23 protein-coding genes and 1 riboswitch are annotated in these 19,655 nt (G+C 67.8%); of the genes, 14 read left to right on the top strand and 9 right to left on the bottom strand.

Features of this window, described 5'->3' with window-relative positions; translation table 11 throughout:
* Positions 1 to 68: 68 nt before the first annotated feature.
* The 4 genes from serA (at position 69) to BGO82_RS13260 (ending at position 2,751) form a co-directional block, all read left to right on the top strand.
* Positions 69 to 1,655 carry a phosphoglycerate dehydrogenase gene (gene serA, locus BGO82_RS13275; protein WP_291306085.1) on the top strand — a complete coding sequence of 529 codons (1,587 nt, stop codon included), beginning with the start codon at positions 69 to 71 and terminating at the stop codon, positions 1,653 to 1,655.
* A gap of 1 nt (position 1,656) precedes the next feature.
* Positions 1,657 to 1,899 carry a type II toxin-antitoxin system HicA family toxin gene (locus tag BGO82_RS13270; RefSeq protein ID WP_291306084.1) on the top strand — a complete coding sequence of 81 codons (243 nt, stop codon included), beginning with the start codon at positions 1,657 to 1,659 and terminating at the stop codon, positions 1,897 to 1,899.
* Entirely contained in the window at positions 1,896 to 2,111 is a 216-nt protein-coding gene (locus BGO82_RS13265) for a type II toxin-antitoxin system HicB family antitoxin (protein ID WP_291306083.1), read from the top strand. Before BGO82_RS13270 ends, BGO82_RS13265 begins: the two co-directional genes overlap by 4 nt.
* A 67-nt stretch (positions 2,112 to 2,178) precedes the next feature.
* On the top strand, positions 2,179 to 2,751 hold the full coding sequence (locus BGO82_RS13260) for an isoprenylcysteine carboxylmethyltransferase family protein (RefSeq protein ID WP_291306082.1): 573 nt from the start codon (positions 2,179 to 2,181) through the stop codon (positions 2,749 to 2,751).
* 33 nt (positions 2,752 to 2,784) lie between these two features.
* Here the strand turns inward: BGO82_RS13260 and BGO82_RS13255 are convergent, their stop codons facing one another.
* Entirely contained in the window at positions 2,785 to 3,720 is a 936-nt protein-coding gene (locus tag BGO82_RS13255; RefSeq protein WP_291306081.1) for a DMT family transporter, read from the bottom strand.
* 92 nt (positions 3,721 to 3,812) lie between these two features.
* On the opposite strand from BGO82_RS13255, the gene BGO82_RS13250 reads away from it, so the two are divergent.
* Together BGO82_RS13250 and BGO82_RS13245 are read left to right on the top strand one after the other, a co-directional pair.
* Complete coding sequence (locus BGO82_RS13250) at positions 3,813 to 5,102, top strand: adenylosuccinate synthase (protein ID WP_291306080.1); 1,290 nt, start codon at positions 3,813 to 3,815, stop codon at positions 5,100 to 5,102.
* Positions 5,103 to 5,248: 146 nt separating this feature from the next.
* On the top strand, positions 5,249 to 7,222 hold the full coding sequence (locus tag BGO82_RS13245) for a hypothetical protein (RefSeq protein ID WP_291306079.1): 1,974 nt from the start codon (positions 5,249 to 5,251) through the stop codon (positions 7,220 to 7,222).
* A 12-nt stretch (positions 7,223 to 7,234) separates the two neighbouring features.
* Here the strand turns inward: BGO82_RS13245 and BGO82_RS13240 are convergent, their stop codons facing one another.
* Genes BGO82_RS13240 through thiB form a run of 3 tightly spaced genes read right to left on the bottom strand, consistent with a single transcriptional unit; the run spans position 7,235 to position 10,401 of the window.
* On the bottom strand, positions 7,235 to 7,858 hold the full coding sequence (locus BGO82_RS13240; protein WP_291306078.1) for an ATP-binding cassette domain-containing protein: 624 nt from the start codon (positions 7,856 to 7,858) through the stop codon (positions 7,235 to 7,237).
* Entirely contained in the window at positions 7,845 to 9,422 is a 1,578-nt protein-coding gene (locus BGO82_RS13235) for a hypothetical protein (protein WP_291306077.1), read from the bottom strand. Before BGO82_RS13235 ends, BGO82_RS13240 begins: the two co-directional genes overlap by 14 nt.
* Positions 9,406 to 10,401 carry a thiamine ABC transporter substrate binding subunit gene (gene thiB / locus BGO82_RS13230; RefSeq protein ID WP_291306076.1) on the bottom strand — a complete coding sequence of 332 codons (996 nt, stop codon included), beginning with the start codon at positions 10,399 to 10,401 and terminating at the stop codon, positions 9,406 to 9,408. Before thiB ends, BGO82_RS13235 begins: the two co-directional genes overlap by 17 nt.
* A 68-nt stretch (positions 10,402 to 10,469) precedes the next feature.
* A riboswitch (TPP riboswitch) is annotated at positions 10,470 to 10,564 on the bottom strand.
* Between the two features lie 26 nt (positions 10,565 to 10,590).
* Here thiB and BGO82_RS13225 point away from each other — a divergent pair.
* Together BGO82_RS13225 and BGO82_RS13220 are read left to right on the top strand one after the other, a co-directional pair.
* Positions 10,591 to 11,289: a thiamine diphosphokinase gene (locus BGO82_RS13225; RefSeq protein ID WP_291306075.1), complete on the top strand. Its 699-nt coding sequence runs from the start codon at positions 10,591 to 10,593 to the stop codon at positions 11,287 to 11,289.
* 115 nt (positions 11,290 to 11,404) lie between these two features.
* Entirely contained in the window at positions 11,405 to 11,803 is a 399-nt protein-coding gene (locus BGO82_RS13220; protein ID WP_291306074.1) for a hypothetical protein, read from the top strand.
* 71 nt (positions 11,804 to 11,874) lie between these two features.
* On the opposite strand, the gene rpoH is transcribed toward BGO82_RS13220, so the two are convergent.
* From rpoH to BGO82_RS13205, 3 genes are all read right to left on the bottom strand, one after another.
* Positions 11,875 to 12,765, bottom strand: coding sequence for an RNA polymerase sigma factor RpoH (gene rpoH, locus BGO82_RS13215; protein WP_291306073.1), 891 nt, complete (start codon positions 12,763 to 12,765; stop codon positions 11,875 to 11,877).
* Between the two features lie 198 nt (positions 12,766 to 12,963).
* The gene (locus BGO82_RS13210) at positions 12,964 to 13,266 is read right to left on the bottom strand and encodes a PRC-barrel domain-containing protein (protein ID WP_291306072.1); all 303 of its coding nucleotides are present in this window, start codon (positions 13,264 to 13,266) and stop codon (positions 12,964 to 12,966) included.
* 69 nt (positions 13,267 to 13,335) lie between these two features.
* Positions 13,336 to 14,358, bottom strand: coding sequence for an RluA family pseudouridine synthase (locus tag BGO82_RS13205; RefSeq protein WP_291306071.1), 1,023 nt, complete (start codon positions 14,356 to 14,358; stop codon positions 13,336 to 13,338).
* Here BGO82_RS13205 and BGO82_RS13200 point away from each other — a divergent pair.
* Entirely contained in the window at positions 14,357 to 14,707 is a 351-nt protein-coding gene (locus BGO82_RS13200; protein ID WP_291306070.1) for a hypothetical protein, read from the top strand. The genes BGO82_RS13205 and BGO82_RS13200 overlap by 2 nt on opposite strands.
* A gap of 10 nt (positions 14,708 to 14,717) precedes the next feature.
* Here BGO82_RS13200 and BGO82_RS13195 read toward each other — a convergent pair whose 3' ends face one another.
* On the bottom strand, positions 14,718 to 15,896 hold the full coding sequence (locus tag BGO82_RS13195) for a hypothetical protein (RefSeq protein ID WP_291306069.1): 1,179 nt from the start codon (positions 15,894 to 15,896) through the stop codon (positions 14,718 to 14,720).
* A 222-nt stretch (positions 15,897 to 16,118) separates the two neighbouring features.
* On the opposite strand from BGO82_RS13195, the gene BGO82_RS13190 reads away from it, so the two are divergent.
* Positions 16,119 to 16,517, top strand: coding sequence for a GFA family protein (locus BGO82_RS13190; RefSeq protein WP_291306068.1), 399 nt, complete (start codon positions 16,119 to 16,121; stop codon positions 16,515 to 16,517).
* A gap of 37 nt (positions 16,518 to 16,554) precedes the next feature.
* Here BGO82_RS13190 and BGO82_RS13185 read toward each other — a convergent pair whose 3' ends face one another.
* Positions 16,555 to 17,115: a DUF1134 domain-containing protein gene (locus tag BGO82_RS13185; protein ID WP_291306067.1), complete on the bottom strand. Its 561-nt coding sequence runs from the start codon at positions 17,113 to 17,115 to the stop codon at positions 16,555 to 16,557.
* Positions 17,116 to 17,221: 106 nt separating this feature from the next.
* Here BGO82_RS13185 and BGO82_RS13180 point away from each other — a divergent pair, with 106 nt between their 5' ends.
* The 4 genes from BGO82_RS13180 (at position 17,222) to BGO82_RS13165 (ending at position 19,388) form a co-directional block, all read left to right on the top strand.
* Positions 17,222 to 17,794, top strand: a complete 573-nt coding sequence (locus BGO82_RS13180; protein ID WP_291306066.1) for a YHS domain-containing (seleno)protein — start codon at positions 17,222 to 17,224, stop codon at positions 17,792 to 17,794.
* A gap of 20 nt (positions 17,795 to 17,814) precedes the next feature.
* Complete coding sequence (chpT, locus tag BGO82_RS13175) at positions 17,815 to 18,513, top strand: histidine phosphotransferase ChpT (protein ID WP_291306065.1); 699 nt, start codon at positions 17,815 to 17,817, stop codon at positions 18,511 to 18,513.
* 21 nt (positions 18,514 to 18,534) lie between these two features.
* Complete coding sequence (locus BGO82_RS13170) at positions 18,535 to 18,885, top strand: hypothetical protein (protein WP_291306064.1); 351 nt, start codon at positions 18,535 to 18,537, stop codon at positions 18,883 to 18,885.
* 122 nt (positions 18,886 to 19,007) lie between these two features.
* Positions 19,008 to 19,388 carry a response regulator gene (locus BGO82_RS13165; protein WP_291306063.1) on the top strand — a complete coding sequence of 127 codons (381 nt, stop codon included), beginning with the start codon at positions 19,008 to 19,010 and terminating at the stop codon, positions 19,386 to 19,388.
* The last annotated feature ends 267 nt before the right edge of the window (positions 19,389 to 19,655 follow it).

Genomic DNA, 19,655 nt, shown 5'->3' with positions numbered 1-19,655 from the left:
GGCAACGCAGCCCGACACCAAGCGCGCCTCACCATTCATTATTCACCATTCACGACTTGGAGGCTCCCATGCCCAAGGTTCTCGTTTCGGACAAACTCTCGAAGACCGCCGTTCAGATCTTCAAGGACAATGGCGTCGAGGTCGACTACCTGCCGGATCTCGGCAAGGACAAGGACAAGCTGCTCGAGGTGATCGGCCAGTATGACGGCCTCGCCATCCGCTCGGCGACCAAGGTTACCGACAAGGTCATCGCGGCGGCCAAGAAGCTGAAGGTCATCGGCCGCGCCGGCATCGGTGTCGACAATGTCGACATCCCGGCGGCGACCAAGAAGGGCATCATCGTGATGAACACGCCCTTCGGCAATTCGATCACCACCGCCGAGCATGCCATCGCCATGATGTTCGCGCTGGCCCGGCAATTGCCCGAGGCGGACGCCTCGACCAAGGCGTCGAAGTGGGAGAAGAACCGCTTCATGGGCGTCGAGGTCACCAACAAGATCCTCGGCCTCATCGGCGCCGGCAATATCGGCTCGATCGTCGCCGACCGGGCGCAGGGCCTCAAGATGAAGGTCATCGCCTACGATCCGTTCCTCACCGCCGAGCGGGCGCAGGCGCTGGGCGTCGAGAAGGTCGAGCTCGACGAGCTCTTGAAGCGCGCCGACTTCATCACGCTGCACACGCCGCTGATCGAGGCCACGCGCAACATCATCAATGCCGAGGCCATCGCCAGGATGAAGGACGGGGTGCGCATCATCAATTGCGCGCGCGGCGGCCTCGTCGACGAAAAGGCGCTCTACGACGCGCTGAAATCGGGCAAGGTGGCGGGCGCGGCGTTCGACGTGTTCGTCGAGGAGCCGGCGCAGAACAATCCGCTGTTCGAGCTGCCGAATTTCGTCGCGACGCCGCACCTCGGCGCTTCGACCACCGAGGCGCAGGAGAATGTGGCGCTGCAGGTGGCCGAGCAGATCTCGGCCTATCTGATGACCGGCGAGATCACCAACGCCCTCAACTTCCCCTCGATCACCGCCGAAGAGGCGCCGCGGCTGACCCCGTGGGTGAGGCTCGCCGAGGCGCTCGGCTCGTTCGCGGGCCAGCTGACGCAGGATGCGATCAAGGGCATCCGCATCGAGTACGAGGGCAACGTCGCCCAGCTCAACACCAAGCCGATGACCGCCGCGGCGCTCAACGGCGTGCTGAAGCCGCAGATGCAGGAGGTCAACATGGTCTCGGCGCCGCAGATCGCCAAGGATCGCGGCATCAATGTCGAGATCGTGACGCGCGACCAGCAGGGCGCCTATGAGGGCTATGTCCGGCTCACCGTGCTCACCGACAAGCAGGAGCGGGCGGTGGCTGGAACGGTGTTCGCCAGCGGCAGGCCGCGCATCATCCAGGTCAAGGACATCAACATGGAGGCGGAGCTGACGCCGTCGATGCTGTATGTCACCAACGAGGACAAGCCGGGCCACATCGGCCGGCTGGGCACGCTGCTCGGCAGTCTCGGCATCAACATCGCCAACTTCAACCTCGGCCGCGCCGATGTCGGGGGCGACGCCATCGCGCTGCTGTCGATCGACGGCACCGTGACCGACGCCCAGCTCAAGCAGATCGCCGCCCTCCCCGGTGTCACCCACGCCAACGTGCTGGCCTTCGCCTAGAATGAGCGACCGCCTCGACCGCATGCGCGCCAATCCCAGGGCGGATTGGAAGATCGCAGACGTCGAGGCGGTCTGCCGCGAATATGGCATCGAGTGCTCACCCTCACGCTCCGGCAGTTCGCACTACAAGGTAAAGCATCGGGCGGTCGCTGAGGTGCTGACCGTACCTTTCAAACGCCCGATCAAACCCGTATATATTCGCAAGCTCGTCGAGATGGTCGACAAGGTCAGGAGTGGTCCATGACTGAACTTCGATATCCCGTGCTGATCGAGCCGTTGTCCGAGGAGGATGGCGGCGGGTTTCTGGCGACGGTTCCCGACCTGCCGGGCTGCATGAGCGACGGCGAGACTCCGGAAGAGGCACTCTTCAACGTGCAGGACGCGATCGCCACCTGGATCGAGGGGGCGCACGACCTCGGACGCCCCATTCCCGAACCGTCGCGCAAGGTCGCCTGATCCCGAGCCGCCCCGGCGGCCCTTCCCATTTCCTCCGCCGCGGGCGACACTGCCGTGGGGAGACATCATGACCTACAGTTTTGCCTTCGCCGTCCTGTGGTCGGCGTGGATGCTTTCTTGGCTGCTCGCGGCAGTGTGGGCCAGCCGGCCGGCGGCGCGGCCGCCGCGCAGTGCGGAGCGCTTCTACTGGCTGCTGACGGTGGCGGGCGCCGCGCTGCTCATCTTCAATTTCCGCAATGGCCGGCTGGAGATGGTATGGACCGAGCCGGGCTGGGCCGATTGGGTGCTGTTCGCGCTCGCCGCGCTCGGGCTCGGCTTCACCTGGTGGGCCCGCCTCCACCTCGGCACGCTGTGGTCGGGGCGGGTGACGCGCAAGGCCGGCCACCGCATCGTCGACACCGGCCCCTACGGGCTGGTGCGGCATCCGATCTACACCGGCATCATCCTGGCGGTGATCGCCACGGCGCTGCTGAGGCCCGGGCCGGTGGGGCTTGCGGGCGTGGTGCTGCTGATCGTCAGCTTCGTCATCAAGGCGCGGCTCGAGGAACGCTTCCTGTCGGAAGAGCTGGGCCCCGATTACGCGGCGTATCGGCGCCGGGTGCCGATGCTGGTGCCGTTCTGGCCGGCCGGGCAGGGGTGAGCGGAAACGATCCGTCTTGAGCCGAGACCGGCACTAGGCGCGGCGCGCGCTCCATTCGGCAAGGCCGATGCCGATGATGATCAGCAGGCCGGCGAGCACATGAAAGGGCTGCATGTCCTCGCCCAGGATCAGCACCGAGCCCAGGGCGCCGAACAGCGGGATCAGGTTGATGAACAGGCTGGCGCGGTTGGCGCCGATCAGCTCGACACCGCGCACGTAGAACATCTGGCTGATCAGCGACGGAAATACGACCGTGTAGGCGACGATGAGCCAGCCCAGGGGGGAAATTGCCGGGACCGCGGCGACGAAGCTGCCGGCGCCGCCGCCGAGGACGAGCTGGAAGACGATCGAGGCGAGCACCGCGCCGGCGAAGCTCGCGACGAGAAAGCTCATCCAGCTGGTCTTCGGGCGCCAGCGCAGGCCGATCGAATAGATGGCGTATGCCAGGCTTGCCAGCAGCACCAGCAGGTCGCCGAAATTGATGTCGAGATCCAGCACGCGCCGCAAATTGCCATGCGTCGCCGTCAGCGCCACGCCGACGATGGTGACGGCGACGCCCACGAGCTGCAGCGGCCGGACGCGGGTGCGGAACAGGATGAAATTGAACAGCATCACGAGGATGTTGATCGTGACCTGGTCGATGGCGTTGTTGATGCCCGAGGTGAAGTGCGCAGCGACGTAGACGAGGACATTGAAGGTCGCGTAGCCCACGAGGCCGTAGAACAGGTACAGCCACCATTTCTGCCGCAGGGTCGGCCAGTCGCGGCGGAGCGGTTCCGCGGCGAAGGGCAGCAGCACCAGCAGCGCGCCGGCCCAGCGCAGCAGCATCAGGGCGTAGGGATCGATGTTGCCGACGGCCGCCTTGCCGGCGACGACATTGCCGCCCCAGAACAGATTGCACAGAACCAGCAGCACGTAGGGCCGGGACATCAGCCGGCTGGCGAGGGGCTCGGGTCGGGGCTGGGACATCGGAAGGGGTTGCGGGGTCGGTGCAAGGGCCTTATCAGCATTCGCCCAATGGTCAAACCCGGCCGTGCGGGCGGGGAGCGACAAGTCCGGACATGGCAAATGTGATCGTCGTCGGCAGCCAGTGGGGTGACGAGGGCAAGGGCAAGATCGTCGACTGGCTGAGCGAGCGCGCCGACGTGGTGGTGCGCTACCAGGGCGGGCACAATGCCGGCCACACCCTCGTCATCGATGGGGTGAGCTACAAGATCGCGCTGGTCCCCTCGGGCGTCGTGCGCGGCAAGTTCTCGGTCATCGGCAACGGCGTGGTGTTCGATCCGCATTTCTTCCTGAGCGAGATCGAAAAGCTGGCCGGGCAGGGCGTCACGATCACCCCGGACATCCTGCGCGTCGCCGACAATGCGCCGCTGATTCTCAGCCTGCATCGCGACCTCGACGCGATGCGCGAAAACTCCAATTCCGGCCTCAAGATCGGCACCACCAAGCGCGGCATCGGCCCGGCCTATGAGGACAAGGTCGGCCGCCGCGCCATCCGTGTCTGCGACCTGGCCGAGCCGGAGACGCTGCCGGCCAAGGTCGAGCGGCTGCTGGCGCACCACAATGCGCTGCGCCGCGGCATGGGCCTCGAGGAGCTCAGCGTCGATTCCCTGGTCAAGGAACTGACCGAGGTGGCCGACAAGATCCTGCCCTATGTCGGCCAGGTCTGGCGGGTGCTCGACGAAAAGCGGCGCGCCGGCGCCCGCATCCTGTTCGAGGGGGCGCAGGGCGCGCTGCTCGACAACGACCACGGCACCTATCCGTTCGTCACCTCGTCCAACACCGTGGCCGGGCAGGCGGCGGCCGGCTCGGGCCTCGGGCCCACCGCCATCGGCTACGTGCTGGGCATCACCAAGGCCTACACCACCCGCGTCGGCGAGGGGCCGTTCCCGTGCGAGCTCGACGACGAGATCGGCCGGCACCTGGCGAGCGTCGGGCGCGAGGTCGGGGTCAACACCGGCCGGCCGCGCCGCTGCGGCTGGTTCGACGCCGTGCTGGTGCGGCAAACCGTCCGCACCTCTGGCATCACCGGCATCGCCTTGACCAAGCTCGACGTGCTCGACGGTCTCAAGGAGATCAAAGTTTGTGTCGGCTATGAGCTGGACGGACAAAAAATTGACTACTTGCCGGCCTCTATGAGGGCCCAGGCGGCCGTGAAGCCGATCTATGAGTCGCTCGAGGGGTGGCAAGAAACGACAGCAGGGGCGAGGAGCTGGGCCGAACTGCCCGCGCAAGCCGTCAAGTACGTGAGATATATCGAGGAACTGATCGGGGCGCCGGTGGCGATGTTATCCACCAGTCCTGAGCGTCTGGATACCATTCTCGTGCAAGACCCGTTCCAAGACTGAGGTTTTTTGGCTACAACTCAGCCAAAATTGAGTGAACGTAGCGAATGGCGGACTACAAAGAGCTTTTGCGCAGGGCTGTAGAGGCCCTGCCAGAGAATAACGGGGCTGCACGCCGCGCCGTGTACGAGAAGGCGCGTGCGGCTCTTGTGGGCCAGCTCCGTGCCATCAACCCGCCGCTGCCGGCGCGCGACATCACCACCCATCGCCTGCAGCTCGAAGACTGCATCCGCCAGGTCGAGCAGGAGGCCAGCGAGGCCAATATCGCCGGCATGGGCGCCGACGCGGTGCCGCCGACGCTGCCGCCGGTGTTCGCCGCCGAGGCCAAGGCCCGGCCGGCCCCCGCCAAGCCCGTGCCGGTCGAAACGCCGAAGGCCGAAGCCCCGAAAAAGCCCGAAAGCAAGCCGTCGCGCGCCGCCCGGCCGAACGGCACCGCCGGCGCTTCGATCGAAGACATCATCGCCGCCGCCGAACGCGACAGCGGCGCCGACGAGCCGGAGGCGCCGCCGCCCGCGCCCAAGGCGCCCGAGATCAAGTCGCGGCCGCCGAAATCGCAACCGGTGCTGGTCGCCAAATCCGAGCCGCCGGCCAAGGAGCCGGCAAAGCCCGAAAGCAAACGCCCCCCCGCCAAGCCCGAAGCGCGGCCGCTGCCGTCGATCGTCGCCCGGGCCGAGGCGGCCAAGGGCCGTCCGGTGGCGCCCAGCTTCGCCGCCGCCAATGACAGTCCGCGCCGCGCCGGCGGCATCGATTCGCGCCGCGGCGTCGCCGCCACCGCGCGGCAGATGCAGCCGATGGAATTCGACGTGCCCGAGGATGTCGCGGCGATGGCCGCGGTCCGCGAGGTCGAGGTCGAACAGCCGCCGGCCGATCCGCAGGGCGCCATCGACCGCGCCATCGCCACCCTCGATCGCGAGGCGCGTGGCGACACCCGTCCCGCCAATTATGCCGACACCGAGGTCGAGCTCGACGACGAGCCGATGCAGGCGCCGGCCAGGAAGAACGGCTTCTTCAACGGCCGCGCCGCCGACATGCCGGTGCTCAAGGGCGAGCAGCGCGATCTCAAGACGCCGCGCCCGGCCAAGGAATTCGCCACGCCGCGGCGGCAGTCGAGCCGCGCCTTCCCCGACGGCGTCCCCGCCGCCCGGCAGGAACGCGGCGGCCTGGGCGCCGTCACCATCTTCCTCATCATCTTCGTGGCGCTGCTGCTGGGCGCCGGCGGCGCCGGCTTCTGGGCCTGGCAGGAAGGCTTCATCAATCTCGACGCCATGTTCGGCAAGGGCACGACCGCCGTGGCCACCGCCGCGACGCCGGCGCCCGTGGTGACGCCGGATTCGTCCGGTCCGGGCAACACCGAGACCCCGGCGGCGACCACCGAGCCGTCGACGCAGTTGCAGGCCGATCAGCAGCGGCTGCCCGCCGCGCAGGTCGCCGCCATTCCGGCGCCGTCCGCCGAAGCCGTGGCGCCGCTGGCGCTGCAATCGGACAGCAATGCCGGCAAGACCGAGGCGCGGCTCGGCTCCGACAGCGGCCAGCCGCAATCGGCGCAGGACGCGACGGTCGCCGCCATCGATCCGGCCAGCGTCGCCGGCAGCCAGTCGCTGCTGCTCGAGGCGCAGGACAACGGCACCACCGGCGCCGTGCCGTTCTCGGGCACGGTCGACTGGAGCAAGGGGGTCGACGAGAACGGCCAGCCGACGTTGGTCGGCAAGGCCAACATCCCGGCGCGCAACCTCACGGTCGACGTGCTGATCCGCAAGAATTCCGATCCGCAGCTTCCCGCCAGCCATCTGATGGAGATCAACTTCACCGTCTCCGACAGCTTCATCGGCGGCTCCATCGCCGGCCTGCCGGGCGTGCTGCTCAAGGACGAGGAACTGACGCAGGGCACGCCCTTGGTCGGCGCCTCGGCCCGCGTCGTCGGCAATTCCTTCCTGTTCGCGCTGAGCGCGGCGCCGGAGGACACGGCGGCCAACACCAAGCTGCTCACCGACCGCAAATGGATGGATCTGGCGCTGATCTACGCCTCGGGCAAGCGCGCCATCATCACGCTCGAAAAGGATGACAAGGCGCAGCAATTGTTCAGCGACGTCTTCGCCGCCTGGAGCAAGACCGCCAAGGGCTGACGGGAGCGGCCTCTACGGCTGCGCCCGCAACGTCCCGCCCTGCAGCACATAGACGCGATCGGCGATCGCCGCGATGTCGTCGGCGTGGTGGGTCACCAGCACGGTGGCCCAGCGGTGCTTGAGGGTCAGGTCGCGGACCAGCGTGCGGGTCGTGGCGCGGGTGTCGTCGTCGAGCGCCGAGAACGGTTCATCGAGCAGCAGCACCGGCCGGTCGCGCAGCAGGGTGCGGGCCAGCGCCACGCGCTGCTTCTGGCCGCCGCTGAGGGTCGCGGCGCGCTGCGGGCCGAGATCGGCGAGCCCGACTTCGGCCAGCGCCGCCTCGACCCGCGCGGCATCGGGCCGCGGCAGGCCGAGCGCCACGTTGCGCGCCGCGCTCAGATGCTCGAACAGCGTTTCGGACTGGAACAGGATCGACACCGGCCGCCGTTCGGGCGGCAGCGCCGTCACGTCTTGCCCACCGATGCGGACCACACCCGACGCCGGCGCGAGGAAGCCGGCGACGAGGTCGAGCAGCGTCGATTTGCCGGCGCCGCTCGCGCCGCGGATGGCGGTGACCGTGCCGGCCTCGGCGGTCATGCTGAAGCAATACGGGTTGCTGCCGGCATAGGCGAAGGTCACATCTTCAAGTGCGAGCATCGGCCAGCCTCCCGATCAGCCGCGGCAGCAGCACGAAGGCCGCGATGGTCAGCACCAGCATCAGCGCCGCGATGCTGGCGGCGTCGTGCGTGCGATAGGCGCCGAGCGCCCGCACCATCAGCAGCGGCAGGGTGGTGAAGTCCTGCGTGCCGAACAGCGCGATCACCCCGAGATCGCCCAGCGAAAAGCAGAAGCCGAGCGCCACCACCAGCCCGGCGTCGCGAGCCAGCAGCGGCCATTCGATCTCGGCGAATTGCCGCCAGCCGCCCAGATTCAGCGAGCGGATCAGCCGGCCGCGGCTGCGGGCGATGGCCTCGACCGGCGGCGCCAGCGTCGCCATGGCGAAAGGCAGCGACAACAGCGCATTGGCGATCACCACCACCGCCGGCGCCGCCACCACGGGGCCGATGCCGAGATCTCGCACCAGGATGAAGGCGCCCAGCGACAGCGTCACGGCCGGCACCGCGAGATAGGCGTAGGCCGGGGCGCCGAGCAGGACGCGGGCCAGGCGCGACGAGGCCGCGGCGCGGCCGGTGGCGATCAGCAGCGCCAGCGCCAGCGTCAGCAGGGCCGAAACCGCGCCGATCCAGAGGCTGGTCCAAACGGCGTTCCAGAAGGCCGGCTGCGCCAGCACGCTGTCCAGCCCGGCGATGCCGTCGAGCAGCGTCGCCAGGAGCGGCGAGGCGAAGCCGAACAGCGCCAGCGCCAGCACCAGCCATTGCGCCGCCCGGGCCCAGCCGGCGTCGCGCCAGCGCGGCTCGGCCGGTCGGTCGAGGCTGGCCGAAATCGGCGCCAGCGCGGCGCTTGCGAGGATGATCACGGCGCACAGCGCGATCTGGATCAGCGCCAGTTGCACCGCGAGGCCGAGATTGAAATCGAGGCGCACCGCCGAATAGATGGCGATCTCCAGCGTCTGCACCGCCGGCCCGCCGCCGAGCAGCAGCACGATGGGAAAGCTGGTGAAGGCCAGAAGGAAGATGATCGCCGCGAGCCCGGGCAGGGTGCCGCGCAGCGCCGGCCAGTCGATCACGGCAAAGCGCGTCCACGGGGTGAGCCCGAGGCTCTGGCCGGTCTTCAGCCGGGCCGCGGGAATGGCGTCCAGCCGGGCCAGCAGGATGCGGGCGGCGAAGGCGCCGTCGAGGAGCACATGCGCCGCCACCACGCCGCCGAGCCCGAAGATCGGCACACCGGCAAAGCCCAGCCAGCCGGCGCGTCCCCACACCGACAGCAGCCCGAACGCCACCACCAGCCCCGGCGTCACGATGGCCGAGGCGAACAGCCCGATCAGCAGGCCGCGGCCATGAAAGCGCAGCCGGTTCAGCGCCCAGGCCAGGGCCACGCCGGCCAGCAGCGACAGCCCGGTCGACAGCACCGCCTGCAGCGTGGTGATGTAGATCAGGTCGCCGAGGTCGACGCCCGGACCCGTCGCCGCCTGCCCCGCGGCGGCATGCAGGATCGCCCAGAACAGCGTTCCGATCAGCGCCGCGATGGCGAGCGCGATGGCCGCCCCGCCGGCGAGGCGGAGCGGCCGATGCGGCAGGGTCGCGTCAGCGGATCGCGGCAAGGGCTTCCTCGATCCAGGCCGCCTTGTTGGCGGTGATGGCGTTTTCGTCGAGCGACAGTACCTTGGCGGGGGCGGCCGGGAAGGCGGCGGGCAGCTTGTCGCCCAGCGCCGTCACCGGATACATCCAGTTGGTGGTCGGGATCACCGCCTGCGCCTCGGGCGTCACCAGCCAGCCGAGGAACTGCTTCGCCAGCTCCTGGTGCGCCGACGATTTCAGCACCCCGGCGATCTCGATCTGCGGGTAGAAGCCCTCGGTGAACTCGGCATAGGCGTAGTTCGGATTGTTCTCGGCGATGGCGTGGTAGGCCGGCGAGGTGGTGTAGCTCAGCGCCATGTCGGCCTCGCCCTTGAGGAACAGGCCATAGGCGTCCGACCAGCTGCGCGCCATGGTGGCGATGTGCGGCTTGAGCCCGGCCCAGATCTCGGGCGCCCGGTCGCCATAGGCGGCCTTGATCCACAGCACGAGGCCGAGGCCGGGGGTGTCCGAGCGCGGATCCTCCAACACCACCTTGAAGCTCGCCGGCTCCTTGATCAGCGCCTCGAACGAGGTGGGCGGGACCTTCACCTTGGTCTTGTCGTAGACGAAGGCGAAATAGCCGAAATCGACCGGCACGAAGTCGGGGTCGGTCCATCTGGCCGGCAGGCTGAGCCCGGTGAGCGTCAGCCCGTGCGGGGCGAACAGGCCCGTGGCGCGGGCCTCGCCGGCCACCGAGGTGTCGAGCCCCAGCACGATGTCGGCCGGCGTCGTGGCGCCCTCGAGCTGCACCTTGCGCAGCGCGCCGATGGAGCTGTCGGCGGCGACGATATCGACCGTGCAGCCGCACATCTTTTCGAAGCCCGCCTTGAGGCCGGGACCGGGGCCGTAATCGGCGGCGAAGGCGTCGTAGGTGTAGATGGTGAGCGTGGGCTTGTCCGCGGCGACGGCGGCAGCCGTCAGCGCGAGAAAAGCCGCAAGCGCGAGAGAGGCAGAGCGAAGCATGCCCGTATCCTTCAAGGTTGCGGCCATGCGTCGAGGGTTAACGTAAATGGTGCGGGACGGCGCCGCCGCCCTTGCCATCTCGAACTTCCTCCGCCAGCATGACCTGGTTCAGGTTCAATGGGTGTTTCTCAGCTCCGTCTCCGGAGCACCCCAGCGAGACGTCCCTGATCTAGATCGAGTTCGCCGGCCGTGCAAGAGCGCGCTTCCAACCTTTCCTCCGTGCTGCGCTTCGAAGGCCTCCTGGTCATCGTCGGCGGCGGCACCGTCGATTTCCAGCTCATCCGCGACCTCGCGGCCGCCGGGGCGCATCTGGTGGGGGCCGATGGCGGCGCCGACCGCATCGTCCAGGCGGGACATTTCCCCGAGGCGATCATCGGCGATTTCGACTCCCTCGCCACGCCCGAGGAATGGCTGGGCCGCACCCGGCTGCTGCGCATTTCCGAGCAGGACACCACCGATTTTGAAAAGGCGCTCTATTCGACGCAGGCGCCCGTCACCCTGGCGTTGGGCATGACCGGGCGGCGCTTCGACCATACGCTCGCCGCGCTCGATGCGGTGACGCGCTACGCCCGCGAGCGCACCATCATCCTCGTCGACGAGGAGGATCTGGCGATGGCGCTCACCGGCGCGTTCAGCTTCAAGGTCGACGCGGGCGAGCGGGTGTCGGTGCATCCGCTGGCGCCGATCCGCTTCCGCCGCTCGCTCGGGCTCAGATATCCGCTTGACGGCCTGCGCCTTGCCCCGGGCGAGCGCACCGGCACCTCCAACCAGGCGACCGACGGCGTGTTCCGCATCGAGCCCGAGCCGCGGGCGAAGGCGCCATGGCTGCTCATCGTCGACCGCAAATATCTGTTCGGCATCGCCGCCGCCGCCACCGCGCGGAGCTGACGCCTCCGGCCGCCTGAACCGCATCTGAACGGCCGCCTCAGCATCGCTTCAACCGCAGGGGCGCAGTGTGCAGCCAACGTCAGCGATCGTGCGGCGTCAGCGGAAGGCACCCCACATGCGTAGCAAATTCCCCCTCGTTCTTGCCGTTCTCGCGGTTGCCGGCCTCGGCTTCAGCGCCAGCCAGGCGATGGCCGACAGCCTCAACCTGTCGTTTTCGGGCAATGGCGTGTCGATCAACGTCAATGTCGGCGACATCTATGCGCGCCAGCCGCTGCCGCCCAGGGGCAAGTTCCCGCCCAAGCTCTATGGCTACGGGCCGGGCAAGCCGTTCCCGCCGAAATATGTCGAGGCCAATTACTACGACGATTACGACGGCTATGACGACGTGCCGCCGCAGTGGCGGCACCGCAAGCACTCCCGCTTCTGGAGCCAGCAGGGCGGCGGCTACGGCGATCCGGTGATGCTCAATCCGCAGCCGCTGCCACCCAAATACAAGTTCCATTACGTGAACTGAGTGCACAAAAAAGCCGGGAGGTCTCTCCCGGCTTCGCTGTTTCAGCCAAGGCTGAATTTCGGCGGAACGCCCTATGCCTGCTCGCGCGCCCGGGCCTTTTCCCGGGCGGCGTGCTGCACGGCCTCCTGCACCTTCTCGAAGGCGCGCACCTCGATCTGGCGGATGCGCTCGCGGCTGACATTGTATTCCTGCGCCAGCTCTTCGAGCGTTGCCGGATTGTCTTTCAGCCGGCGCGCCTGGAAGATCGCCTTTTCGCGGTCGTTGAGCTCGCCCATGGCGCCCTTGAGGAACGACATGCGCTCGTCGAACTCCTCGGAATTGCCCAGCATGGTTTCCTGGTCCGGCGTGTCGTCGACCAGCCAGTCCTGCCATTCGGACGAGCCTTCGTCGGCGCGCATCGGCGCGTTCAGCGAGGCGTCGCCGCTCAGGCGCTGGTTCATCGACACCACATCCGCTTCCGAGACGTGCAGCGTGGTGGCGATCTGCTTGACCTGGTCGGGGTGCAGATTGCCGTCGTCGAGCGCGGCGATCTGGCCCTTCACCTTGCGCAGATTGAAGAACAGCCGCTTCTGCGCGGCGGTGGTGCCGATCTTCACGAGGCTCCACGAGCGCAGCACATATTCCTGGATGGCGGCACGGATCCACCACATGGCGTAGGTCGCAAGCCGGAAGCCCTTGTCGGGCTCGAAGCGCTTGACGGCGTGCATCAGGCCGACATTGCCCTCCGAGATGACTTCGGAAATGGGCAGGCCATAGCCGCGATAGCCCATGGCGATCTTGGCCACGAGCCGCAAATGCGAGGTGATCAGTTTCTGGGCGGCGGCGGGATCTTCATGCTCCTTGTAGCGCTTGGCCAGCATGAACTCCTCGTCCGGCTCCAGCATCGGAAATTTCCGGATTTCCTGGAGATAGCGGGACAGTCCGCCCTCGGTGGACAGGACCGGCAGATTCGATTGGGCCACTCAAGCACCCCCTTCCTTCTCCCCCGCGCGTCCGCGGCGGGACTTTCCTCTGGCGTCCACAACGGGCACACCAAGGGACGTGTTGCTTATATAGGTCGGAATCCGGGCATGATAAGGGCCGGACTCGATCATTGTTAGAGACGCAAAACACGCCGGGGGACAAGGGTTCCGGCGGCCAGGCCGCCGGAATTTGCGGTGCTAGTGCAGGTCCTTGTGCTCCGGCATGTCCTTGAGCTGGTCCTTGGTCCAGCTGGTGACGGCGTGCACGTCGCCGTTTTCGTCGCGCATGAAGTCGAGGTCGCGCGCCGAAACGGCCACCGGCTTGGCGCCGATGCCGAGAAAACCGCCGACATCGACGACGATTTCGCTGGCCTCGCCCATGCCGTGGACGTGCGACACGGTGCCGATCTTGTGGTCTTCGGCATCGTAGAGGGTGGCGCCTTTGAGCACCGCCGGCGTTAGGTCGGCCTGCTTCAGGTGGATGTGATTGCTGTGGTCCATGATCGGCTCCTCAATTGCGTACTGAGGACCAAACCCTGCGGACGGGCGGTGGTTCCGGCGGCGAGATTTTCAGGTCCGGTGAAACGCCTTGTCATATCCGTCCAGCGCCTCGGCCAGCGCCGTCAGATCGTCGGGCAGCGGGGCTTCGAAGAACATCTCCTCGCCGGTCACCGGGTGCTCGAACCCCAACTCCGCCGCGTGCAGCGCCTGCCGGCCGAGCCCGTCGACGATCGTCCGCAGTTCCTCGGGCAGGCGCCGCGATTTGGTGGCGTAGCCGGGGGCGTAGAGCGGGTCGGCCACCAGCGGGTGGCCGATATGGGCCATGTGCACGCGGATTTGATGCGTGCGGCCGGTCTCGAGCTCGCAGGCGATGCGGGTGATGTCCCAACCCTCGCCGCCATAGCGCGCCTCCACCGCATAATGGGTGATGGCCTCGCGGCCGTCCTTGCGCACCGCCTGCTTGAAGCGGTTGTTGGGGTCGCGGCCGAGCGGGGCATCCACGGTGCCGCGTCCCTGCTGCGTCTGGCCCCAGGCGAAGGCGGTGTAGAGCCGGCGCAGCGGCCCGGTGCGGCCGTGGTCGGCGAATTGCGCCGCGAGGTGCGCCATCGCCCGGTCGGTCTTGGCGGCGACCATGACGCCCGACGTGTCCTTGTCGAGCCGGTGCACGATGCCCGGCCGCTTGACGCCGTTGATCCCGGGCAGGCTGCCGCGGCAGTGGAACAGCAGGGCGTTGACCAGGGTGCCGTGCTGGCTGCCGGGGGCAGGGTGCACCACCATGCCCGCGGGCTTGTCGATCACGATCAGCTCGTCGTCCTCGTAGAGGATGGCGAGCGGGATGTCCTCGGGCTCGGGGTCGGGGTCCTCGGGCGGCGGCGCGCTGAGCGCCAGGCGGTCCCCCAGCTTCACCTTGAGCTTGGGTTCGGTGGCGGTTTGCCCATTGATCGCGGCCGAGCCGGCCAGTATCAGGTCCTTGATGCGGTTGCGCGAGAAGGCCGGGAGCGCCTTGGCGAGCACGGCGTCGAGCCGGCCGCCCGCCAGTTCGGCGTCGACCGCGACGGCATACTCCTCGTCCTCAGCCCCGGTGTCCTGCATGAGCGATCCCAATTCCGGCGAAGCCCAACTCTCTCCCGAAACCCGGGCGCTGCTCGGCCGGGCCCGCCGGAGCTTCCTGTTCTCGATCGGGCTTCTGATCCTGGGCCTTCTGGCAGTCGGCGGCGTGATTGTCTACAAGTCCACGCAGAGCCCGGCGACGCCGGCGCCGAGCGGCGCCGACTATGCGCTGGCGGCGGTCAAGCTGCCGAGCGGCGCCGAGATCGTCTCGGCCGTGGCCGCCGATGGCCGCGTCAGCGTCACCTACCGCAACGGGGCGACCACCAGCATCCGCATCTTCGACGGCCGCACCGGCGAGATCCTGCGAGAAATCCCGGTGATCAGCGAATAAAACCGGCCCGTCAGGTCTGGTCCTGGATGTCGCGCAGCGCCGCGAGGCGGTCCGACACGGCGCTGCCGCTCACCGGCTCGGGAGCCCGCGGCGTGGCGCGCGGCTCGCCCGCCAGCGTTGCATCGTCGGCATATTTCTGCACCCGCTCGAGCAGCGTCTCGTCGCTGTCGGGCGGGGCTTCGCCCTCCACCGCATAGACCAGCCGGCTCACTTCGCTGGCGATATCGTTGAGCTTTTCGCGCAGATGCGACTGCTCGATGCGGTCGGTCTCCCAATCGGCCATGATGGTGCCCTCGACCGTCAGCACCTTGGTGCGCAGCCGCTCGAGCTCGTCGTCGATGGCGAGCTTTTCGGCCAGCAATTGCTCGCGCTGGCCGTCCACCTGCTCGACCACGCGGGCGGTGTCGGCGAGGGCGATGTTGACGCGGTTCTCGGCGTCGGCGATGCGCGCCTCGGCATCGATCAATTCGTCCTGCGCGGCGGTCGCGGCATCGTCCTTCCGCGCCAGCGAGGCGCGCAGCTCCGCCGCCGCGGCGGCGGTGTCGGCGTGGCGCTTGTCGGCGCTTTCGAGCTGCGTGATCAGCGAGCGGTTCTGGGTTTCGACGAACTGGCCGCGCTTGCGCTCGGCCTCGAGCTTTTGCAGCAGCAGGTCGACGTCGGCATTGTAGTCGCCGCTCAGCGCCTTGCCGTCGACGTCGATGGAGCGCGGCGTCTTGGCGCGCAGCGCCTCGCGCGCGGTTTCGAGCTGCGTCACCTTGTCGGCATATTCGCGGTCGCGCATGCGCAGCCGCTGCGTCAGGTCGGCGCTCTCCTTCTCGAGGTCGAGGATGCGGCGGCGCAGTTCGGCCTCGCGCTCCTCCAGCTCGCGCATCTGCTGCAGATGGGTGTCGCGCTCGCCCTTGATGGCGCCGACTTCGCTGCGCTTGCGGTTGATATCGCGCAACTGCTCGCTGAGGCGGCGGCGCAGCGCCTCGACATTCATCTCCAGCCGGCGCGTCGAGAGCGCGAATTCGGCGCGTAACTGGTCCTTGTCGGCGCGGAATTCGGCCATGGTGATGGGGGTCGCGGCCTCGATGCGCTTTTTGGTGAGGCGCACGGCGCGGCGCCACACCGCCGGCATGACGGCAAGCGCCAGGAGGCTCGCTGCCAGAGCCCCCAAGGCGAAATACATGATGTTCTCAATGCCCATTGAGTGGCCCCGACACTAGCCGATCATGGCAACATGGCCGCAACCGGACGATGACAAAGACGGCGACGCCACGCCATCTTAGCCGGGCATTAACCTTACCGGGAAGCGGAAAGGGAGGATGGCGATGGTTCCTGGCGTAGAACAGGTTCGCTGGCGGCCTGCTGACAGGTTCTGGCAGCGAGGTCAGGTAGCCTCTCCACCATGGAAACCGGAGACCAGCCCATGCCCCTCATTGCGTCGTGCCATTGCGGCAGCACCCGTATCGCCCTTCCAGGACAGCCGAGCACTGCCAAGCGGTGCAACTGCAGCTATTGCGCCCGCACGGGGGCCGTTTGGGCCTACTACAGGCTTGCCGAGCTCGATTTCCTTTCGACCGACGGCGAGGCCATCTATTCTCCGCGGGGCATGAACCATCACCACTTCTGCGCGAAATGCGGCATGCAGACCTGGGGTGACAGCCCCGACTGGGCGTCGCTCTACAACAGTGACGGCACGCCCAAGGACGGCAAGCCCGGGGCCATGCCGACCGAGCGCGTCTACGCCATCAATCTCAATCTGGTCGATGATCTCGACTGGAGCGCGGTGCGCATCGAAGAAGTAGACGGTCGCAACGCGTGGTAGATTAGTCTGCCTGGGCCGGCAGCGACGCTCTGCCCGATCAGAACGGGTTCCACGTCGCCTGCTGGGTGAAGCGCAGATAGCCGACATTGATGCCGGCGCGCAGGCCGACGCCGGAGCGGATGGGCACCACCACCACATTGCCGGCCTTCATCACCGTCATGCCCAGCCCGCCCACCATATAGGCCGAGCCGTCGACGCCGGGGAAGCGGTTGAAGATGTCGTTGGTGGAGCTGAGGTTGTAGACCAGCATCATCACCTTGGAGCCGTCGCCGCCGGCATCGAAGCCGATCGAGGGGCCCTGCCAGAACAGCGGATAGTCGCCCTGGTTGCGGGTGTAGAGCGTGCCCTCGCCGTAGCGCGCGCCCAGGATGAAGGCGCCCGAGCCTTCCTCGCCCAGGATGTAGCCATTGGGCAGGCCGAACTGGCTGACGGCCTTTTCCACCACCGAGGCCAGGCCCTGCGACACCGAGCCGAAGAACTGCCCGCCGGTGTCGACGATCTCGTTGACCGAAAACGTATCCGACACCGAGCCGGCCGCGACAGCGGGGGCGGCGAGGCCGAAGGCCAGGGCAAGGGCGAGGAACAGGCGTTTCAGCATCGGGCACTCCAGCTCGCCGCAGCCGCGGCCTTTACCAAGCGCTCACCCAAACCGGGGTAGCCTCGTCATGGTTTCCAACGCCTGATGGGCGCCTATCGCGGCAATGATGCGGCAAATCGGTAAACAAATCTTAACCATCCTCGCCTGGCTGCTGCTCGCGGTGGCGGCGCCGGCCGACGGTCTGCTCAGCACCGTCGTCACCGACCCGCTGACCGGGGTCGCCATCGACGGCTACGACCCGGTGACCTATTTCACCGACAGCGAGCCGCGGCTGGGCAAGCCGGATTTCGAGTACGACTGGGCCGGCGTGCCCTGGTACTTCGTCAGCGCCGCCAATCGCGACGTGTTCATGCGCAATCCCGCGATCTATGCCCCGCAATTCGGCGGCCACTGCCTGATGTCGCTGGCGCGCGGCTATCTCAGCGACGGCAAGCCGCGGCTCTACGCGATCGAGGGCATGAAGCTGTATTTCTTCTATTCGAGCGCCAACCGCGACGCCTTCCTGCTCTCCCGCTCGCAGGCGGTGGCCGACGCCGGCCGCGCCTGGCCGGCGCTCAGCAAGGGGTTGATCGGGCCGGACGGCGAAACCCCGGTGTCGGCCGGCCTTGCCGTCGCCAATGCCGAGCCGCAGGCCTCGGTTGCCGCCGGGCAAACAGGCGCTAAAGTTCACACCAACTGATTCTCGCGGAGACTCCCCGGATGGCCGACTTCATCGAGCTCAAGGCGACCGACCTCGCGGCGATGCTCTGCTCGCGCGTCTGCCACGACCTCATCAACCCGGTCGGGGCCATCGGCAACGGCCTCGAAGTGCTCGCCGATCCCAACCAGGCGGCGATGGCCGAGGGCGCGCACGAGCTGATCGCCAACTCCGCCAAGCATGCGCGGGCCAAGCTCGAATTCGCCCGGCTCGCCTATGGCGCGTCGTCGACCGCCGGCACCGATTTCGACACGCGCGAATGCGAGCGCGTGGCGCGGCTGCTGTTCGAGATCGAAAAGGCCGACCTCGACTGGCAGGTGCCGCTGATCCTGCTGCCCAAGCACAAGGCCAAGCTGCTGATGAACATGCTGCTCATCGCCTCGATGGCGGTGCCGCGCGGCGGCGTGGTCAAGGTCGAGGTGGTCGGCGCGCCGGGCGAGGAGGTGTTCCGCCTCACCTCGACCTCCGATCCCGAGAAACGGCAGAAGACGCTGATGCCGTCGGGCGCCGAGGGCCTGCTCAGCGGCAGCCCGGAAGAGGGAGTCGATGCGCGCGGCATCCAGCCGTTCTATACCGGCATTCTAGCTCGGATGACCGACATGGAGCTCAAGATCGGCATCGACAACGACGTGTTCAGCTTCACCGCCACGCCCAAGGCCAAGGTGATGGGCGACGCGCCGGAAAAGGCCGAGGCGGCTTAGGCCGCGGGCCGCCGCGCAGCCATGACGCGCCTCCTTCGCATTTCGGCCACGTGCCTGTCGCTGCTTCTCGCCGGCTGCTCGGCGGCGGGCATCGACACCGCCACGCCGGCGCCCGCCGCGGCCGGCGCCCCCATCGTCGACAGCGTCCCGGCGGGCGGCCGGGTGATCTCCGACATCAATATCGAGCTCTGCCAGGCAACGCCCGCCGACAAGCCGCACACGGTCGACGAGGCTCTGCGCGCCCTGCGCATCTCGGCGGAGCAGAAGGGCGCGACCGGCGTCGCCAACGTCACCTCCGGCCTCGTCACCACCCCGACCCCCAAATGCAACAGCATGGCCCAGGCCATGGGCATCGCCTTCGTTCAGGGGTGAGGTCGCACGGGCTTTGTTCCGCCTCCCACTCGCAACGCTTCTTAGCGTTTCGCTAACCAAATCGTAGGGAGATTGCGGCGATACTCTCGTCAGCTTCTGCTTTGCGCATTTGGATCGCTGCCATGAAGTCCTGTCTCATCGTCGATGACTCGAGCGTCGTGCGCAAGGTTGCCCGCCGCATCCTCGAAGACATCGACTATATCGTCGACGAAGCCGAGGACGGGCAGGAGGCCTTCGACAAGTGCCGCCAGGAAATGCCCGACGCCATCCTGCTCGACTGGCAGATGCCGGTGATGGGCGGCCTCGAATTCCTCAAGCTGCTGCGCGCCTATATCGGCGGCACCACGCCCTATGTGGTGTTCTGCGTCACCGAAAACGACATCGGCCAGATCGCCCTCGCCATGAAGGCCGGCGCCTCCGACTACATGATGAAGCCCTTCGACCGCGACATCCTCGAAGCCAAATTCCTGCCGCAAGCCGAAGACCTCGCCGAAGCCGGCTGACAAGACCGTCGTTCTAGCACAAAAGCCTGCAGTCGGCGCTCCTCTCCCGCGTGCGGGGGAGGGGGACCACGCGTAGCGTGGTGGAGGGGGCGGCCGCTTGCGCCGACGCGTGGGGCCGCCCCCTTCCGTCGGCTGCGCCGCCACCTTCCCCCGCACGCGGGAGAAGGGACCCGACTGTCCCATCGCTGCCGACCCTGCCCACCACATGCCTCCCCGACACCTCTATCCCCCACCGCAGCGTCGATTTCCCCTTCCCTCACAAGCCCC

Source organism: Devosia sp. 67-54 (genome assembly GCF_001899075.1).
In the GTDB taxonomy this organism is placed as follows: domain Bacteria; phylum Pseudomonadota; class Alphaproteobacteria; order Rhizobiales; family Devosiaceae; genus Devosia_A.
The sequence above is the reverse complement of the archived record's forward strand: the minus strand, read 5'-3'. Positions and strand labels throughout refer to the sequence as shown.

Bases quoted from the DNA above. Each gene is read 5' to 3' on its own strand.
- serA (WP_291306085.1), top strand. From the start codon at position 69: ATGCCCAAGGTTCTCGTTTCGGACAAACTCTCGAAGACCGCCGTTCAG.
- BGO82_RS13270 (WP_291306084.1), top strand. From the start codon at position 1,657: ATGAGCGACCGCCTCGACCGCATGCGCGCCAATCCCAGGGCGGATTGG.
- BGO82_RS13265 (WP_291306083.1), top strand. From the start codon at position 1,896: ATGACTGAACTTCGATATCCCGTGCTGATCGAGCCGTTGTCCGAGGAG.
- BGO82_RS13260 (WP_291306082.1), top strand. From the start codon at position 2,179: ATGACCTACAGTTTTGCCTTCGCCGTCCTGTGGTCGGCGTGGATGCTT.
- BGO82_RS13255 (WP_291306081.1), bottom strand. From the start codon at position 3,720: ATGTCCCAGCCCCGACCCGAGCCCCTCGCCAGCCGGCTGATGTCCCGG.
- BGO82_RS13250 (WP_291306080.1), top strand. From the start codon at position 3,813: ATGGCAAATGTGATCGTCGTCGGCAGCCAGTGGGGTGACGAGGGCAAG.
- BGO82_RS13240 (WP_291306078.1), bottom strand. From the start codon at position 7,858: ATGCTCGCACTTGAAGATGTGACCTTCGCCTATGCCGGCAGCAACCCG.
- thiB (WP_291306076.1), bottom strand. From the start codon at position 10,401: ATGCTTCGCTCTGCCTCTCTCGCGCTTGCGGCTTTTCTCGCGCTGACG.
- BGO82_RS13220 (WP_291306074.1), top strand. From the start codon at position 11,405: ATGCGTAGCAAATTCCCCCTCGTTCTTGCCGTTCTCGCGGTTGCCGGC.
- BGO82_RS13210 (WP_291306072.1), bottom strand. From the start codon at position 13,266: ATGGACCACAGCAATCACATCCACCTGAAGCAGGCCGACCTAACGCCG.
- BGO82_RS13200 (WP_291306070.1), top strand. From the start codon at position 14,357: ATGAGCGATCCCAATTCCGGCGAAGCCCAACTCTCTCCCGAAACCCGG.
- BGO82_RS13205 (WP_291306071.1), bottom strand. From the start codon at position 14,358: ATGCAGGACACCGGGGCTGAGGACGAGGAGTATGCCGTCGCGGTCGAC.
- BGO82_RS13195 (WP_291306069.1), bottom strand. From the start codon at position 15,896: ATGGGCATTGAGAACATCATGTATTTCGCCTTGGGGGCTCTGGCAGCG.
- BGO82_RS13190 (WP_291306068.1), top strand. From the start codon at position 16,119: ATGCCCCTCATTGCGTCGTGCCATTGCGGCAGCACCCGTATCGCCCTT.
- BGO82_RS13185 (WP_291306067.1), bottom strand. From the start codon at position 17,115: ATGCTGAAACGCCTGTTCCTCGCCCTTGCCCTGGCCTTCGGCCTCGCC.
- BGO82_RS13180 (WP_291306066.1), top strand. From the start codon at position 17,222: ATGCGGCAAATCGGTAAACAAATCTTAACCATCCTCGCCTGGCTGCTG.
- chpT (WP_291306065.1), top strand. From the start codon at position 17,815: ATGGCCGACTTCATCGAGCTCAAGGCGACCGACCTCGCGGCGATGCTC.
- BGO82_RS13170 (WP_291306064.1), top strand. From the start codon at position 18,535: ATGACGCGCCTCCTTCGCATTTCGGCCACGTGCCTGTCGCTGCTTCTC.
- BGO82_RS13165 (WP_291306063.1), top strand. From the start codon at position 19,008: ATGAAGTCCTGTCTCATCGTCGATGACTCGAGCGTCGTGCGCAAGGTT.